The following is a 14,810-nucleotide window of genomic DNA, read 5'->3' as shown; positions in this document are numbered from 1 at the left end:
GACTCGGCTCGCTGGTGCTCGCCGGCTCGACCAACGGGCGGCGCGCTCCGACCAGCGGTGTGGCGGGTTCCGGTGGTCGAGCCGCGGGGACGGAGTCACCGCGAGTCGAGACCTGGTGGGGTGCGGGGGTCTCGACTCGGTCCGGCCGCCAGCGGGGTGCCGGTGGGGCGCCGCACTACGGTTCGAGTATGTCGGACGGTGGTGCACGACCTCGCGGGAGCGTGCGGCTCGCCGTCGTGGGCGGCGTGCCGGTGCTGGTGTCGGCGTCCTGCCTGATCGTCGTCGGGTTGCTGGCCGTCGCGTTCGCACCCCGTGCCGAGGACGTCGTCCCCGGGCTGGGGGCGTGGGCCTACGCGACCGGAGCGCTGGTCGGCGTCCTGGTGTACGCCGCCGCCTTGGTGCACGAGGGCGCGCACGCGGCCGTCGCGCGCCGCTACGGCCACCGGGTGTCGTCGGTCGCGCTGAGCGTGACCGGCGGCCGCACCGCGGTCGAGGGGGAGGCGCGCACGCCGGGCGAGGAGTTCGCGACGGCCGTCGTCGGGCCGCTGGCGTCGCTCGCCCTCGGCCTGGCCGCACTGGGCTGCCGCGTGGTCGTCGACGACGGCGTGCTCGCCCTCGCGCTGGAGGCCCTCGTCGTCGCCAACCTCGTCCTCGGCCTGCTCGACCTCGTCCCCGCCCCGCCCCTCGACGGTGGCCGGATGGTCAAGGCCGTCGCCTGGCGAATCGTCGGGTCACCGCGCCGCGGCGCCCTCGCCGCCGCGTGGGGCGGCCGGGTCACCGCGGTGCTGCTGCTGCTCGCCCCGGCGCTGCGTCAACCAGTCCTCGGGACCCCGCCGGGGCTGTCGGACTTCCTCGTCTGCGGCGCCCTCGCCCTGCTGCTGTGGACGGTGGCCACGAACGAGATCGCGGTGAACCGGATGCGGCTGCGCCTCGGCGACGTCGTCCTCGCCGACCTGGCCCGCCCCGCGCTCACCGTGCCCCCCGACCTGCCGCTCGCGGAGGCCCTGCGCCGGGCCGCCGAGATCCACGCCGGGGGCATCGTCACCGTCGACGCCACCGGCCGACCGCTCGGACTGGTGCCGGACGCCGGCGTCGAGTCCACCCCGGCCGAGCGACGGCCCTGGGTCGCGACGGCCTCCCTCGCCGAGCCACTCGACGACGGGCTCTGCCTCGCGGTCGACGTGAGCGGCGACGCGCTGCTCTCGGCGGTCCGGCATCGGCCCGCGGCGGCGTACCTGCTGGTGGACGCCGGCGGCGCGCTCCGTGGGGTCCTGGCGCTGCGCGACCTCGACCGGCTGGTCCGGCCCGGGTCGCCCGGGTCGCCCGGGCGCCCGGACGCCCTGGGCTGACGGACCGACCCGGGCGGACCGCCCGGACCGTCCGACTGCGCCCAGGGCGGCCGGACCGGATACGGTTCCGCGGTGTCCACCACCCCCGACGTCCCCGAGGAAGCCTGGTCCGGAGTCCACCGCGGCCCCCTGCGCGTGGGGGAGTGGGTGCGGCTCGTCGACGCGAAGGGCCGGCGCCACAACTTCTGCCTCGAGCCCGGCAAGCGGTTCTTCTCCAACCGGGGCCACGTCGAGCACGACGAGATGATCGGCCGCGAGGAGGGGTTCACCGTGACCGCCTCCACCGGCGGCGAGTACCTCGTCTTCCGGCCGCTGCTGTCGGAGTTCGTGGTGTCGATGCCGCGCGGCGCGGCCGTGGTCTACCCCAAGGACGCCGCCCAGATCGTCGCGATGGTCGACATCTTCCCCGGCGCCGACGTCGTCGAGGCCGGGGTCGGCTCGGGCGCGCTGACCTGCTCCCTGCTGCGTGCCGTCGGGCCGCACGGCCGGGTCCGCTCGTTCGAGCGCCGCGAGGAGTTCGCCGACGTCGCGCGCCGCAACGTCACCCAGTTCTTCGGCGGCGACCACCCCGCCTGGAGCCTGACCCTCGGCGACCTCGCGGAGGCGCTGCCGGCGTCCGGCGAGCAGTGCGACCGGGTCATCCTCGACATGCTCGCGCCGTGGGAGTGCCTGGACGCCGCGGCCGGCGCCCTGCGTCCCGGCGGCATCGTGTGCGCCTACGTGGCCACCACCACCCAGCTGTCGCGCTTCACCGAGACGGTGCGCGTGCACGGCGGGTTCACCGAGCCGCAGGCGTGGGAGTCGCTGGTGCGCGACTGGCACGTCGAGGGACTCGCGGTGCGTCCCGGCCACAAGATGATCGGCCACACGGCGTTCCTCGTCACGGCGCGCCGGATGGCACCGGGCCAGAAGGCGCCGATGAAGAAGCGGCGCCCCGCCCCCGGTGCCTACGGCGTCGACTACACCGGCCCGCGCCCCGACGGCATCCCGCTCGAGGTCCCCGTCGACCAGCCGCCCGTCAACCAGCCCGCCGACCAGCCCGTCGACCAACCGCCCGCGGAGGAGTCGGCCGAGTGAGGCCGTTCCTGCTGCTGTCGATCCGGGCGGAGCCGGCGGCGGCCGCCGACGAGCACGCCGCCTTCGCGCGGTTCCTCGGCGTCGACCAGGCGGACCTCCCGCGCCTCCAGCTCGGCGTCGACCCGGTCGACGTCACCCTCGACGACTGGTCCGGCATCCTGCTCGGCGGAGGCTCGTTCACGTGGTCCGACGAGCCGGCGGCCAAGTCACCGGCCCAGCTGCGCGCCGAGGCCGACCTGTGGCTGCTCCTCGACCAGGTCGTCTCGGCGGACTTCCCGTTCCTCGGCGCCTGCTACGGCATCGGCACCCTCGGGCACCACCAGGGCGGGCTGGTCGACCGCTCCCACCCCGAACCGGTCGGCCCCCTCGCGGTGACGCTCACCGACGAGGGCCTCGCCGACCCGCTGATGGCCGGGGTCCCGCGCGACTTCGCGGCCTACGGCGGTCACAAGGAGGCGCTGAGCCGGCTGCCCGGGCACGCCGTCCTGCTCGCGACGTCGCCGTCGTGTCCCGTGCAGGCCTTCCGCGTCGGCCAGCACGTCTACGCGACCCAGTTCCATCCCGAGCTCGACCTGGTCGGGCTCGAGACCCGGATCGACACCTACGCGACCTACGGCTACTTCGACCCCGCCGAGGCCGGCACGCTGCGTGCCGCCGGCCGGGCCGTCGACGTCCGGCACCCGATGAGGCTGCTCGGCAACTTCGCGCGTCGCTACGCGCGCTGAGGTGGTTGCCGCGGGCCCGCCGTGGCCCTCGGACCCACGCCTGGCCGACCGGTGACCCAAATGTGATCTTCCCCGGCCGGTCGTCACCCTTCGTGGTGCGGAGGCGCGGGTAGGGTCGCCAGCACAGGAGGTGAGCCGCATGTCGAGCATGGGTGACGGTTCCAGCAGGAGCGGTAGCGACAAGAACGCCGACGAGCTGATCGCGCAGGTGCGGTTCCTCGAGTCCGAGGTGTCCGACCTGCGACGCAGGCTCGCCGACGGGCCGATCGGGTCACGCGGTCTCGAGCTCCGTCTCGGCGACACGCAGCGGTCCCTGGCCGCGGTGACGTCGCAGAACGAGCGCCTCGCCCAGACCCTGCGCGAGGCCCGCGACCAGATCACCAAGCTCAAGGAGGAGGTCGACCGCCTGGCGCAGCCGCCGGCCGGTTTCGGCACCTTCCTGGCGCGCAACGACGACGACTCGGTCGACGTCTTCACCGGTGGCCGCAAGCTGCGGGTGAACGTCAGCCCCGGCGTCGAGCTCGACGGGCTGCGCCGCGGCCAGGAGGTCATGCTCAACGAGGCCCTCAACGTCGTCGCCGCGATGGACTTCGAGCAGGTCGGCGAGGTCGTCATGTTCAAGGAGGTGCTCGCCGACGGCGACCGCGTCCTGGTCATCGCCAACGCCGACGAGGAGCGCGTCGTCCGCATCGCGGAGCCGCTGCGTGCGGTCAAGCTGCGCGCCGGCGACTCGCTGCTGCTCGACTCGCGCTCCGGCTACGTCTACGAGCGGGTGCCCAAGTCCGAGGTCGAGGAGCTCGTGCTGGAGGAGGTGCCCGACATCGACTACAGCGACATCGGCGGCCTCTTCGGCCAGATCGAGACCATCCGCGACGCCGTCGAGCTGCCCTACCTGCACCCCGAGCTGTTCGTCGAGCACGAGCTCAAGCCGCCCAAGGGCGTGCTGCTCTACGGCCCTCCCGGGTGCGGCAAGACCCTGATCGCCAAGGCCGTCGCCAACAGCCTGGCGAAGAAGGTCGCGGCCAAGACGGGTCAGGAGGGCAAGTCCTACTTCCTCAACATCAAGGGGCCCGAGCTCCTCAACAAGTACGTCGGCGAGACCGAGCGGCACATCCGGCTCGTCTTCCAGCGGGCGCGTGAGAAGGCCAGCGAGGGCACGCCGGTCATCGTGTTCTTCGACGAGATGGACTCGCTCTTCCGCACCCGCGGCTCCGGCGTCTCCTCCGACGTCGAGAACACGATCGTCCCGCAGCTGCTCAGCGAGATCGACGGCGTCGAGCTGCTCGAGAACGTGCTGGTCATCGGCGCCTCCAACCGCGAGGACATGATCGACCCGGCCATCCTGCGCCCCGGCCGGCTCGACGTGAAGATCAAGATCGAGCGGCCCGACGCCGAGGGTGCGCGCGACATCTTCAGCAAGTACCTCACCGCCTCGCTGCCGCTGCACGCCGACGACCTCGCCGAGTTCGGCGGCGACCGCGACGCCACCGTCGCGGGGATGATCCGGGCGACGGTCGAGCGGATGTACACCGAGACCGAGGAGAACCGCTTCCTCGAGGTCACCTACGCCAACGGTGACAAGGAGGTCCTGTACTTCAAGGACTTCAACTCCGGCGCGATGATCCAGAACATCGTCGACCGGGCCAAGAAGATGGCGATCAAGGACCTCCTCGACCACCAGCAGCGCGGCCTGCGGGTCTCGCACCTGCTGCAGGCCTGCGTCGACGAGTTCAAGGAGAACGAGGACCTGCCCAACACGACCAACCCCGACGACTGGGCGCGGATCTCGGGCAAGAAGGGCGAGCGGATCGTCTTCATCCGCACGCTCGTCACCGGCAAGCAGGGCACCGAGCCGGGCCGGTCGATCGACACGGTCGCCAACACCGGTCAGTACCTGTAGGGACCCCTCACGACGCGACGCCCACCCGGCCGCGGTACCCGTAGGTCCACGGGGACCGCGCGCCGGGCAGGTACGCCGCCACGAGCGGGCCGGTGTAGAACCCGGCCTCGCCCAGCAGGCCCGCGACGTCGCGCGACAGGTGGCACCCGCCGGCCACCCGGCGCTGCACGGGGTCGAGCCGGCGCTGCCAGCGGGCCGTGCCCGGCGTCGGTGCCAGTCCGTGCTCGAGGACGGCGAGCGTGCCGCCCGGCCGCAGCACGCGGCGCACCTCGGACAGCGCGAGGGCCGGGTCGGCGATGGTGCAGAGCGTGAAGGTGCACAGGACGTGGTCGTAGGCGCCCGACCGGGCGGCGAGCCGCTGGCCGTCGAGCCCGACCCGGCGGACCTCGACGTCGTGGCGGAGCCGTCGTCGCTCCGAGATCGCCCAGCCCCGGTCGGAGGGCTCGACCGCGTCGACCCGGGCGACCGCGGCCGGGAGGTGGCGCAGGTTCAACCCGCCCCCGAAGCCCAGCTCGAGCACCTCGCCGCGCAGGCCGGCACACACCTCGGCCCGCAGCTCGCCGATCTCGCGACCGCGCAGCGAGCGGTCGACGAGCCGGGGCACGACCCGCTCGGTCCACACCCGGGTGACCCTACGGGTGGGTGCCGCTCGGGGGCGACCGGCCGGTACCTTCACCGCATGGCCCGCCCCTTCCTCGTCCGCCGTACCTTCGCCCGCGGCGTCCTCAGGCTCGTCCGGTGGCAGACGACGGGGCAGGTGCCGCAGCGCGGCATCCTCGTCGGCGCACCGCACACGTCGAACTGGGACTGGGTCCTCACCATGCTGCTCGCCTGGGACAGCTCGGTGCAGATCCGCCTGCTGGTCAAGCACTCCTTCTTCAAGGGCCCGCTCGGGGTCTTCATGCGGGCCACCGGCGCCGTCGAGCTCGACCGCAAGAACCCCGGGGCCACGATCCGGGCGCTGCTCGCGGACGCCGGCAGCGACGAGACGTTCCTGCTGGGCATCGCCGCCGAGGGCACCCGCAGCCGGAGCGACTACTGGAAGTCCGGCTTCTACCGGATCTCGCAGCAGACCGGCATCCCCGTCACCCTGGCCTTCCTCGACCGACCGTCGCGGACGGTCGGCTGGGGCCCGACGTTCGACCTCACCGGCGACGTCGGCGCCGACATGGACAGGATCCGGGCGTTCTACGCCGACAAGACCGGCTTCCGGCCCGAGCTCACCACCGAGCCGCGGCTGCGCGAGGAGGACCGGACCACCCCGTAGGCTCGACGGCATGAGCGTCCGCAGGGTCATGGGCACCGAGGTCGAGTACGGCATCTCGGTCGTCGGGCAGCCCACCGCGAACCCGATGGTCGCCTCCTCGCAGGTCGTCAACGCCTACGCCTCGGCCACGGTGCGCGCCCGGCGGGCCCGCTGGGACTTCGAGGAGGAGTCGCCGCTGCGCGACGCCCGCGGCTTCGACATGTCGCGTGCCGTCGCCGACGCCAGCCAGCTCACCGACGAGGACCTCGGGCTGGCCAACGTCATCCTCACCAACGGCGCCCGGCTCTACGTCGACCACGCCCACCCCGAGTACGCCACGCCCGAGGTGACGACGCCGCTCGACGCCGTGCGCTGGGAGAAGGCCGGGGAGCAGGTGATGCTCGACGCCACACGGCGCGCCGCCCAGCTGCCCGGAGCGCCGCAGATCCTGCTCTACAAGAACAACACCGACAACAAGGGCGCCTCGTACGGCACGCACGAGAACTACCTGATGCGCCGCTCGACCCCGTTCGGCGACATCGTGCGGCACCTGACGCCGTTCTTCGTCAGCCGCCAGGTCGTCGCCGGGGCCGGCCGCGTCGGCATCGGTCAGGACGGACGCCGGCACGGCTTCCAGATCAGCCAGCGCGCCGACTTCTTCGAGGTCGAGGTCGGGCTCGAGACGACGCTCAAGCGCCCGATCATCAACACCCGCGACGAGCCGCACGCCGACCCCGAGAAGTACCGCCGGCTGCACGTCATCATCGGTGACGCGAACCTCTCGGAGGTGTCGACCTACCTCAAGGTCGGCACGACGGCCCTGGTGCTGGCGATGATCGAGGAGCGGTTCATCCCCGGTGACCTGAGCATCGAGGGCCCGGTCGCGGGGCTCCGGGCGATCTCGCACGACCCCACGCTGCGCCGGACCGTCACCCTCCAGGACGGACGCCGGCTCACCGGCGTACAGCTGCAGCTGGAGTACCTCGACCTGGCCCGCAAGTTCGTCGAGGACCGCTACGGAGCCGACGCCGACGCCCAGACCGTCGACGTCCTGGCCCGCTGGGAGTCGGTCCTCGACCGGCTCGAGCGCGACCCGATGTCGTGCGCCCGCGAGCTCGACTGGGTCGCCAAGCTGAAGCTCCTCGAGCAGTACCGCTCGCGCGACGGACTCGACTGGGACGACGCCAAGCTGCAGCTCATCGACCTCCAGTACTCCGACATCCGCCCGGAGAAGGGCCTCTACCACCGGCTCGTGGCCGGTGGCCGGATGGAGCGGCTGCTCACCTCGGACCTCGTCGACGACGCGATGCACGACCCGCCGACCGACACCCGCGCCTACTTCCGGGGCCGGTGCCTGGAGAAGTACGCCGAGCACGTCGCCGCGGCGTCGTGGGACTCGGTGATCTTCGACCTCCCCGGTCGCGAGTCGCTGCAGCGTGTCCCGACGATCGACCCGCTGCGCGGCAGCCGGACCCACGTCGGCGACCTGCTCGACCGCTGCGACACCGCCGAGCAGCTCTTCACCGCCCTCACCCGCCGCTGAGCCGCCGGGCCCCTGCCGGTCGAGCCCGCGGTGGTCCGCGGACGGTCGGGGCCGGACGCGCGTCGAAACTGTCGCACCCACTGAGTAGGGTCGGTGCATGGCCCAGGAGCAGAAGCAGCCGCGCAGGTCGCAGGAGACCGAGGAGACCACCGAGGTGGCTCCCGAGACCGACGTCGCCGAGCGCAAGGACGCCCTCGACAGCGACGTCGACGACATCCTCGACGAGATCGACGAGGTGCTCGAGTCCAACGCCGAGGACTTCGTGAAGTCGTTCATCCAGAAGGGCGGGCAGTAGCCACTCCATGAGCGATCCCCGTCTCCCGGCCGCCTACCTGCAGCCCGGCATGTCCAGCTTCAGCGACTTCCTGGCCGACCAGGCACCCGACCTGCTCCCCGGACGACGTGTGCTCCCGCAGGGCTCGGAGGGCCGCCACGCCGGCGACCTCGCCCCGCACGGCACCACGATCGTCGCGGCGACCTTCCCCGGCGGCGTCGTCCTGGCCGGCGACCGTCGCGCCACGATGGGCAACGTCATCGCCCAGCGCGACATCGAGAAGGTGTTCCCGGCCGACGAGTACTCCGCGGTCGGCATCGCCGGCGCGGCGGGCCTGGCCGTCGAGATGGTGCGCCTGTTCCAGACCGAGCTCGAGCACTACGAGAAGATCGAGGGCTCCACGCTGTCGATGGACGGCAAGGCCAACCGGCTCTCGGCGCTGATCCGCAACAACCTGGGCATGGCGATGCAGGGCCTCGCGGTCGTCCCGCTGTTCGCCGGCTACGACCTGCGGGTCGACCAGGGCCGGATCTTCAGCTACGACGTCACCGGCGGTCGCTACGAGGAGACCGCGTTCCACTCGGTCGGCTCCGGGTCGCTGTTCGCCCGCGGCTCGCTGAAGAAGCTCTACCGCGACGACCTCGACGTCACCACCTGCGTCGAGGTCGTCGTCCAGGCGCTCTACGACGCCGCCGACGACGACTCCGCGACCGGCGGTCCCGACCTGACCCGCCGGATCTTCCCCGTCGTGCAGGTCATCACCGCCGAGGGCGGGCACCGGATGCCCGACGCCGAGGTCGCCGCGATCGCCGACCGGATCATCACCGGGCGGATGATCCGTCCCGACGGACCCGCCGCCGCACTCGGAGGAGGTCTCCCCGCATGAGCACCCCGTTCTACGTCTCGCCCGAGCAGCTGATGAAGGACCGGGCCGACTTCGCCCGCAAGGGCATCGCCCGCGGCCGGTCCGTGGTCGCCGTCCAGTACGCCGACGGCATCCTCTTCGTCTCCGAGAACCCGTCGCAGGCGCTGCACAAGGTCTCCGAGATCTACGACCGGATCGCGTTCGCCGCGGTCGGTCGCTACAACGAGTTCGAGAACCTCCGCATCGCCGGCGTCCGGCTCGCCGACATGCGCGGCTACGCCTACGACCGTCGCGACGTCACCGGCCGCGGGCTCGCCAACGCCTACGCGCAGACGCTCGGCACGATCTTCTCCAGCGGCGGCGAGAAGCCCTACGAGGTCGAGATCTTCGTCGCCGAGGTGGGGGAGACCGCCGCCGACGACCAGCTCTTCCGGCTCACCTACGACGGCCAGGTCGCCGACGAGCACGGATTCGCGGTCATGGGTGGCCAGACCGAGGTCGTGGCGACCGCTCTCGAGTCCAGCTACGCCGGCGCGGCGTCGTTGGAGCAGGCGCTGCGCGCCGCCGTCGTCGCGCTCGGTCACAGCGACTCCGGCGACCGGGTGATCCCGACCGGCGACCTCGAGGTCGCCGTCCTCGACCGCACCCGCACGCGCACCCGCAAGTTCGTCCGGCTGTCCCCGGCGCGGCTCGACGTGCTGCTCGGGGAGCGTGGCCCCTCGACGCCGGGCGAGCCCGCCAGCGAGGACGGACGTCGCGAGGGCGGCGGCACCTCGGTGCCGGGGGTCGACGACCCCACCGACCCGACCGACCAGGTCAGCGGTGGTGTCCCTCCGCTCGAGGACCCCACTCCCGACCTCGACCCGCCGACCGCGCCGCCGATCGCGCCGCCCGGCGGCTGAGCCCGGACCCGGACCCACCGACGCGCCGCCGAGACCGGTCCGGACTTCCCCACCCGACCCAGGGTCGGGGTCGTAGGGTCTGGTCATGGACCGGCGGATCTTCGGGATCGAGAACGAGTACGGCGTGACGTGCACGTTCAAGGGCCAGCGGCGGCTGAGCCCGGACGAGGTGGCGCGCTACCTGTTCCGCAAGGTCGTCAGCTGGGGACGCAGCAGCAACGTCTTCCTGCGCAACGGCGCCCGGCTCTACCTCGACGTCGGCAGCCACCCGGAGTACGCCACACCGGAGTGCGACGACATCGCCGAGCTCGTCACCCACGACAAGGCCGGGGAGCGGGTCCTCGAGGGGCTGCTCCTGGACGCCGAGCAGCGGCTGCACGACGAGGGCATCGCCGGCGAGATCTACCTGTTCAAGAACAACACCGACTCCGCGGGCAACTCCTACGGCTGCCACGAGAACTACCTCGTCGGCCGCGCGGGGGAGTTCAGCCGGCTCGCCGACGTCCTGATCCCGTTCCTGGTGACCCGGCAGATCGTCGTCGGCGCCGGCAAGGTCACCCAGACGCCACGGGGCGCCGGCTACAGCGTCAGCCAGCGCGCCGAGCACATCTGGGAGGGCGTCAGCAGCGCCACCACCCGGTCGCGGCCGATCATCAACACCCGCGACGAGCCGCACGCGGACGCCGAGAAGTACCGCCGCCTGCACGTCATCGTCGGTGACTCCAACATGAGCGAGACCACCACGATGCTCAAGGTGGCCAGCTGCGACCTGGTGCTGCGGATGATCGAGGAGGGCGTGGTGATGCGCGACCTCACCATGGAGAACCCGATCCGCGCCATCCGCGAGATCTCCCACGACGTCACCGGACGCCGCAAGGTCCGCCTCGCCAACGGCCGGGAGGCCAGCGCGCTGGACATCCAGGGCGAGTACCTCGCCAAGGCTCGCGACTTCGTCGACCGGCGCCAGATCAGCACGCCGCTCATCGAGCGCTCGCTCGACCTGTGGGAGCGCGGGCTGAAGGCGGTCGAGTCCGACGACCTCGGGCTGGTCGACACCGAGATCGACTGGGTCATCAAGCTGAAGCTGATCGAGGCCTACCGGGCCAAGCACGGCCTGCCGATGGGCCACGCCCGCGTGGCCCAGCTCGACCTCGCCTACCACGACATCCACCGCAACCGCGGCCTGTACTACCTTCTCGAGAAGCGCGGCAAGGTCGCCCGGGTCACCACCGACCTCAAGATCTTCGAGGCCAAGTCGGTGCCCCCGCAGACCACCCGCGCCCGGCTGCGCGGCGAGTTCATCCGTAAGGCCCAGGAGAAGCGCCGCGACTTCACCGTCGACTGGGTGCACCTCAAGCTCAACGACCAGGCGCAGCGCACCGTGCTGTGCAAGGACCCCTTCCGGGCCACCGACGAACGGGTCCAACGGCTCATCGACGGCATGTGAGTGCGGACGGCCGACACCGCCCAGGTAGGCTTCGGTCGCTCAGCGTCCGCCACCCCGAAGGTTGAAACGTGCTCCGACGCCTCCGTCGCCCCGCAGCTCTCCCGGTACGTGTTGTCGTGCCACTCATCGCCGTCTCCGGCCTGTTGGCCGCGTGCGGGTCCGACGTGCCCGGCAACGGCATCGAGTTCGCCGACCGCCTCGACGCGGTCACCATCGAGGGCGACGTCGGTGACGCGCCGACCATCGAGTGGAAGAACCGCATGTCGGCCGGCGCGATCGAGACCGAGACCCTCGTCGAGGGTGACGGCGAGGCGCTCGCCGACGGTGACAAGGTCTTCGTCAACTTCGCGCTCGCCGACGGGTTCACCCGCGAGACCGCCGTCGACACCTTCGGCGAGGAGGCCCCGGCCGTCGAGATGAAGGTCGGTGCCGGTCCGGCGGCCGAGCCGCAGTCGCTCGGCGACGTCGTGTCCGGGTTCCTGTCCGAGCAGATCGGCACCGACGTCACGCGCGGGAGCCGCATCGTCGTCACCGGCGACACCAACGCCATCTTCGGCGACCTGGCGCTCTCCCCGGCCCTGGCCGAGGAGAACATCGGCAACGAGGACGGCCTGCTGCTCGTGGCCGACGTCCTCGACGTCGAGGCGCTGCCCGGGATCGAGAGCACCGACCAGCCGGCCAAGAAGTGGATGCCGACGATCACCTACACCAAGGGCGTCCCGACGTCGCTCGACTTCGAGCGCGCGACGGCCCCGGCCAAGGACGACAAGTCGGCCGCCGACGTCGTCGTGGAGGGTGACGGCGACGTCGTCGAGAAGGGCGACCTGATCGTCGTCGACTACCTCGGCCAGGCCTACGACGGCAAGAAGCCCTTCGACGAGAGCTTCAGCAAGGAGCCGTTCGCGACCGGCATCGGCCTCGGCACCGTGGTCGCCGGCTGGGACAAGCTCCTCGTCGGCCAGAAGGTCGGCAGCCGGGTGATGCTGAAGATCCCGCCGGCCGACGGCTACGGCGACCAGGAGCAGAACGGCATCCCGGCCAAGTCGACGCTGTACTTCGTCGTCGACATCCTCGCCACCGTCTGAGACCGGCCGGACGGACCCGGCGACCGGCACCACCAGGACCAGGAACGAGACGGCCACGATGAGCGCAGCCAAGACCGAGCGGCTGATGAACCTGCTCATCATGCTGCTCGTGCAGAAGCGGCTGGTGCCTAAGAACCGGATCCGCGACATCCTCTACCCGGGCATGTCCGACGAGGCGTTCGACAAGATGTTCGAGCGCGACAAGGAGGAGCTGCGCAGCCTCGGCGTCCCGGTCGAGGTCGGCCAGCTCGACGCCTTCTTCGACGACGAGCCCGGCTACCGGATCAGCCCGGACGAGTTCGCGCTCCCCGAGATCGACCTCACCGCCGACGAGGCCGCCGTCGTCGGCCTGGCGACCCGCGTCTGGGAGCACCAGAAGCTCGCCCGGGCCACCACCGAGGCGGTCCGCAAGCTGACCGCTGCCGGCGCGGAGATCGACCTCGACGCCCTCCAGATCGCCCAGCCGCGGCTGCCGGCCGACGAGCCGGCGTTCGACGTGTTCTTCGAGGCGATCGTGGCGCGCACGGTCGTCGAGTTCGACTACTGGCGCACCGGCGCCGCCGTGCCCGCCGTGCGCCGGCTGCAGCCGTGGGGCGTGACCCGCTACTCCGGGCGCTGGTACGTGCTCGGCCTCGACCTCGACCGCGACGCCGAGCGCGTGTTCCGGCTCTCGCGGGTGCAGGGCGAGGCCCGCAAGGTGGGCAAGCCCGGCGCCTACACCATCCCCGAGGGCACCGACATCGCCGCGGCCACCCGCCGGCTGGCGCCCGACCTGTCCACCGAGCCGGTCGTCGTCCTCGCCCGCACCGGCGCGGCGCTGCCGCTGCGGCGGGCGGCCGGCACCGTCGAGACCGACGTCGAGGGCCCCGACACCCGCACCGGGTGGGACCGGCTGACGCTGCTGCGGGCCTCCGTCGGCGTCGCCGACGAGGTGCTCGGCTTCGGCGACGCCGTGTACGTCGAGGCACCGGCCTCGCTGCGCGAGCAGGTCGTCGCACGACTGACCGCGGCGCTGGCCCGATGAGCGACCGGGGCTCGACGCCGTCCGGGCTCGGCGCGAAGGAGCAGGTCGCCCGGCTGCTCACCCTGGTGCCCTACCTGCACGCCCGCGGCTCGGTGCGGCTCGCCGAGGCGGCCGCGGCGCTCGGCAGCACACCCGAGCTGCTGCTGCGGGACCTCAAGGTCCTCTTCATGTGCGGGCTGCCCGGCGGCTACCCCGACGAGCTGATCGACGTCGACATCGACGCCCTCCAGGACGCGCGCGGCACCGCGCTCGCCGACGGCGTCATCCGGGTCAGCAACGCCGACTACCTCTCGCGCCCGCTGCGGCTGACCCCGATCGAGGCCTCCGCCGTCATCGTGGCGCTGCGCGCGCTGCGCGAGGGCTCGGCCCCCGACACCGCCGAGATCGTCGACCGAGCCCTGGCCAAGCTCGAGACGGCCGCGGCGTCCGGTCCGGCCGGCCAGGTCGCCGGCGGGCTGGTGCACGCCGCACCCGACAGCACCAGCGACGGCGCCGCCGTGGCGCTCGCGGCGCGGCTCGAGGACGCCGTCGCGCGGCAGGTGCAGGTCGAGCTCGACTACTACGTGCCGGCCCGCGACGAGCTCTCCCACCGCGTGGTCGACCCGCGCGGGATGGCCCGTCACGACGGGTTCACCTACCTCGACGCCTGGTGCCACTCGGCCGAGGCGCCGCGGCTGTTCCGGCTCGACCGGGTCGCCGGGGCCCGCGTGCTCGACGAGCCCGTGGTCACCGGGCCCGCCGCACCGCGCGACCTGTCCGACGGGATGTTCGCGCGCTCCGACGAGACCACGCTGGTCACGCTGCGCCTGGAGGCGGCGGCGCGCTGGGTCACCGAGTACTACCCGGTCGAGGCGGTCCGTCCGCTGGGCGACGGGACCGTCGAGGTCGACTTGCTGGTCGCCGACGAGCGGTGGCTGACCAGGCTGCTGCTGCGGTTGGCTCCGAATGCCTCCGTGACCGCACCCGCGTCGTACGGCGCCGGGCTCACCGCGGCCGCACAGGCAGCCCTCGCTCTCTACTGAGGTGGGTGCGCGTACGATGAAATCGACCGACACCCACACGTGAGGACAGCCATGACCCCGCTCATCGCAGGACTGGGCACCACCGAGCTCCTGATCATCTTCGGCGTCATCATCCTCCTCTTCGGCGCAGCCAAGCTGCCCGAGCTCGCTCGCGGGAGCGGCCGGGCGCTGCGGATCTTCAAGGCCGAGACCAAGGGCCTGATGGACGACGACGAGGACGACACCACGACGTCGCGCCCGAGGCCCATCGAGCGTCCCACGGACATCGAGCCGGTCGAGAAGCCCTCGACCGAGTCGGACAGCGCGCGCCGCTCCGACCCGCTCTGACCGGGCCCTCGTAGGCAACCTCAG

15 protein-coding genes are annotated in these 14,810 nt (G+C 72.3%); 14 read left to right on the top strand and 1 reads right to left on the bottom strand.

Annotated elements, in window-relative coordinates:
- Positions 1 to 188: 188 nt before the first annotated feature.
- The 4 genes from E4623_RS08315 to arc all read left to right on the top strand — a co-directional run bounded on the left by E4623_RS08315 (position 189) and on the right by arc (position 5,051).
- Complete coding sequence (locus E4623_RS08315; RefSeq protein WP_134766038.1) at positions 189 to 1,349, top strand: site-2 protease family protein; 1,161 nt, start codon at positions 189 to 191, stop codon at positions 1,347 to 1,349.
- A gap of 72 nt (positions 1,350 to 1,421) precedes the next feature.
- Positions 1,422 to 2,426: a tRNA (adenine-N1)-methyltransferase gene (locus E4623_RS08310; RefSeq protein ID WP_134766037.1), complete on the top strand. Its 1,005-nt coding sequence runs from the start codon at positions 1,422 to 1,424 to the stop codon at positions 2,424 to 2,426.
- Positions 2,423 to 3,151, top strand: coding sequence for a glutamine amidotransferase (locus E4623_RS08305; protein ID WP_134766036.1), 729 nt, complete (start codon positions 2,423 to 2,425; stop codon positions 3,149 to 3,151). Before E4623_RS08310 ends, E4623_RS08305 begins: the two co-directional genes overlap by 4 nt.
- A gap of 148 nt (positions 3,152 to 3,299) precedes the next feature.
- Positions 3,300 to 5,051: a proteasome ATPase gene (gene arc / locus E4623_RS08300; protein WP_245155005.1), complete on the top strand. Its 1,752-nt coding sequence runs from the start codon at positions 3,300 to 3,302 to the stop codon at positions 5,049 to 5,051.
- A gap of 7 nt (positions 5,052 to 5,058) precedes the next feature.
- On the opposite strand, the gene E4623_RS08295 is transcribed toward arc, so the two are convergent.
- On the bottom strand, positions 5,059 to 5,673 hold the full coding sequence (locus E4623_RS08295; protein ID WP_134766034.1) for a class I SAM-dependent methyltransferase: 615 nt from the start codon (positions 5,671 to 5,673) through the stop codon (positions 5,059 to 5,061).
- A gap of 57 nt (positions 5,674 to 5,730) precedes the next feature.
- Here E4623_RS08295 and E4623_RS08290 point away from each other — a divergent pair, with 57 nt between their 5' ends.
- From E4623_RS08290 to tatA, 10 genes are all read left to right on the top strand, one after another.
- Positions 5,731 to 6,318, top strand: coding sequence for a 1-acyl-sn-glycerol-3-phosphate acyltransferase (locus E4623_RS08290; protein ID WP_134766033.1), 588 nt, complete (start codon positions 5,731 to 5,733; stop codon positions 6,316 to 6,318).
- Between the two features lie 10 nt (positions 6,319 to 6,328).
- Positions 6,329 to 7,840, top strand: a complete 1,512-nt coding sequence (gene dop / locus E4623_RS08285; RefSeq protein WP_134766032.1) for a depupylase/deamidase Dop — start codon at positions 6,329 to 6,331, stop codon at positions 7,838 to 7,840.
- 97 nt (positions 7,841 to 7,937) lie between these two features.
- Positions 7,938 to 8,135 (top strand): ubiquitin-like protein Pup, encoded by a 198-nt coding sequence (locus E4623_RS08280; RefSeq protein ID WP_134766031.1) that lies wholly within the window; start codon positions 7,938 to 7,940, stop codon positions 8,133 to 8,135.
- A gap of 7 nt (positions 8,136 to 8,142) precedes the next feature.
- Positions 8,143 to 9,000: a proteasome subunit beta gene (gene prcB, locus E4623_RS08275; protein WP_134766030.1), complete on the top strand. Its 858-nt coding sequence runs from the start codon at positions 8,143 to 8,145 to the stop codon at positions 8,998 to 9,000.
- Positions 8,997 to 9,881 carry a proteasome subunit alpha gene (gene prcA / locus E4623_RS08270; RefSeq protein ID WP_134766029.1) on the top strand — a complete coding sequence of 295 codons (885 nt, stop codon included), beginning with the start codon at positions 8,997 to 8,999 and terminating at the stop codon, positions 9,879 to 9,881. The genes prcB and prcA overlap by 4 nt, the downstream gene beginning before the upstream one ends.
- An 85-nt stretch (positions 9,882 to 9,966) precedes the next feature.
- Positions 9,967 to 11,328, top strand: coding sequence for a Pup--protein ligase (gene pafA / locus E4623_RS08265; RefSeq protein WP_134766028.1), 1,362 nt, complete (start codon positions 9,967 to 9,969; stop codon positions 11,326 to 11,328).
- A 116-nt stretch (positions 11,329 to 11,444) separates the two neighbouring features.
- Positions 11,445 to 12,413, top strand: coding sequence for an FKBP-type peptidyl-prolyl cis-trans isomerase (locus E4623_RS08260; protein ID WP_134766027.1), 969 nt, complete (start codon positions 11,445 to 11,447; stop codon positions 12,411 to 12,413).
- A gap of 58 nt (positions 12,414 to 12,471) precedes the next feature.
- Entirely contained in the window at positions 12,472 to 13,437 is a 966-nt protein-coding gene (locus E4623_RS08255; RefSeq protein ID WP_134766026.1) for a WYL domain-containing protein, read from the top strand.
- Complete coding sequence (locus E4623_RS08250; RefSeq protein ID WP_134766025.1) at positions 13,434 to 14,459, top strand: WYL domain-containing protein; 1,026 nt, start codon at positions 13,434 to 13,436, stop codon at positions 14,457 to 14,459. The genes E4623_RS08255 and E4623_RS08250 overlap by 4 nt, the downstream gene beginning before the upstream one ends.
- Positions 14,460 to 14,510: 51 nt before the next feature.
- The gene (gene tatA, locus E4623_RS08245) at positions 14,511 to 14,786 is read left to right on the top strand and encodes a twin-arginine translocase TatA/TatE family subunit (RefSeq protein WP_134766024.1); all 276 of its coding nucleotides are present in this window, start codon (positions 14,511 to 14,513) and stop codon (positions 14,784 to 14,786) included.
- Positions 14,787 to 14,810: the final 24 nt, after the last annotated feature.

The organism is Nocardioides sp. 1609, from assembly GCF_004522105.1.
Lineage (GTDB): Bacteria > Actinomycetota > Actinomycetes > Propionibacteriales > Nocardioidaceae > Nocardioides.
This window is presented reverse-complemented; position numbering and strand designations above follow the sequence as displayed.

Excerpts from the sequence above, each read along its gene's own strand:
- E4623_RS08315 (WP_134766038.1), top strand. The coding sequence starts at position 189 with ATGTCGGACGGTGGTGCACGACCTCGCGGGAGCGTGCGGCTCGCCGTC.
- arc (WP_245155005.1), top strand. The coding sequence starts at position 3,300 with ATGGGTGACGGTTCCAGCAGGAGCGGTAGCGACAAGAACGCCGACGAG.
- E4623_RS08290 (WP_134766033.1), top strand. The coding sequence starts at position 5,731 with ATGGCCCGCCCCTTCCTCGTCCGCCGTACCTTCGCCCGCGGCGTCCTC.
- dop (WP_134766032.1), top strand. The coding sequence starts at position 6,329 with ATGAGCGTCCGCAGGGTCATGGGCACCGAGGTCGAGTACGGCATCTCG.
- E4623_RS08280 (WP_134766031.1), top strand. The coding sequence starts at position 7,938 with ATGGCCCAGGAGCAGAAGCAGCCGCGCAGGTCGCAGGAGACCGAGGAG.
- prcB (WP_134766030.1), top strand. The coding sequence starts at position 8,143 with ATGAGCGATCCCCGTCTCCCGGCCGCCTACCTGCAGCCCGGCATGTCC.
- prcA (WP_134766029.1), top strand. The coding sequence starts at position 8,997 with ATGAGCACCCCGTTCTACGTCTCGCCCGAGCAGCTGATGAAGGACCGG.
- pafA (WP_134766028.1), top strand. The coding sequence starts at position 9,967 with ATGGACCGGCGGATCTTCGGGATCGAGAACGAGTACGGCGTGACGTGC.
- E4623_RS08255 (WP_134766026.1), top strand. The coding sequence starts at position 12,472 with ATGAGCGCAGCCAAGACCGAGCGGCTGATGAACCTGCTCATCATGCTG.
- E4623_RS08250 (WP_134766025.1), top strand. The coding sequence starts at position 13,434 with ATGAGCGACCGGGGCTCGACGCCGTCCGGGCTCGGCGCGAAGGAGCAG.
- tatA (WP_134766024.1), top strand. The coding sequence starts at position 14,511 with ATGACCCCGCTCATCGCAGGACTGGGCACCACCGAGCTCCTGATCATC.